This is a genomic window from Campylobacter concisus (assembly GCF_002913545.1).
Classification (GTDB): domain Bacteria; phylum Campylobacterota; class Campylobacteria; order Campylobacterales; family Campylobacteraceae; genus Campylobacter_A; species Campylobacter_A concisus_AV.
In genome coordinates this window covers 1-977 of sequence record NZ_PPBR01000113.1, presented here as the reverse complement: position 1 = coordinate 977, position 977 = coordinate 1, and the positions used below count along the sequence as shown (strand labels likewise).

Here is a 977-nt window from a genome sequence, read left to right as displayed (position 1 = left end):
CTTTTCATCAACTATGACTAAAAAATCTTCAAAATCTTTTAATGACAATACATTATCAATATTATCTATTTGCTTTAAGTATTCTCCATTGCCATCTAAAATACAAACCTTATTTTCATTAATTAAAATAGCTACATTTCCATTTTTCATTTCTAAGTTGAGTGGTGCGTCTTTATATGGCACATTGTATTTTTTTATTTTCCTATATTTACTATCTAAAAAGAGCATAGCTTTATCATCTTGAACTATATAATTTCCATTTCTTAAAGGTGTGATATTTGCACATTCTATTTTTTTATTGACTTTATTTCCGTGTATTTCGGCTAATATGTGATTTGTAGAATTATTTAACTTCGCATCTAAAACTATTCTTTCATTGTCATATCTTATTATTTTTACATATTTTAATTCTTGAAGTTCACCGACATCTATCTTTGTAATTTTATAATCAATTAAATCTAGTAATAAAATATCTCCTTTTGTAGTAAATACAATTAACTTATCATCAAAAATTTTAGTCACGCTATAGTATTCTTCTGCAATATCTAACTCTTTAATAATATTTAAATTTTTATCTACAATTGCTATCTTATAATATTTTTTTGTTATCCTATTTAAAGAACTAGAGAATATGACATATAAATTATCCTTTATTTTTTCGATCATATTATAATCATTTTGAATTTCTAAAAATTTATCTTCTTGTCTATTATAAATTTGCATACGAGAATACAACTGTAACACTATCATATCCGTATCAATTTCAAATATAAAATTTATATCTTTTTTTATGTCCTTGTTTATTTTAATGCTACCTTTTTTATCGAAAACTAAAAATGTTGAACTGCCTTGTCTATACGACAATAAATTGCCATCTGAAAGCCTTATAACTGTTTTACATGCATTATTCTGAATTATTGTATTTATGATATTAAAATTTTGTAAAGACCAAAACACAATCATATATACATTATAAG

1 protein-coding gene is annotated in these 977 nt (G+C 23.1%); it reads right to left on the bottom strand.

Annotated elements, in window-relative coordinates; translation table 11 throughout:
- On the bottom strand, positions 1-864 hold an 864-nt coding region (locus tag CYP05_RS07555; RefSeq protein WP_141090288.1), incomplete at its 3' end, for a hypothetical protein.
- Between the last annotated feature and the right edge of the window lie 113 nt (positions 865-977).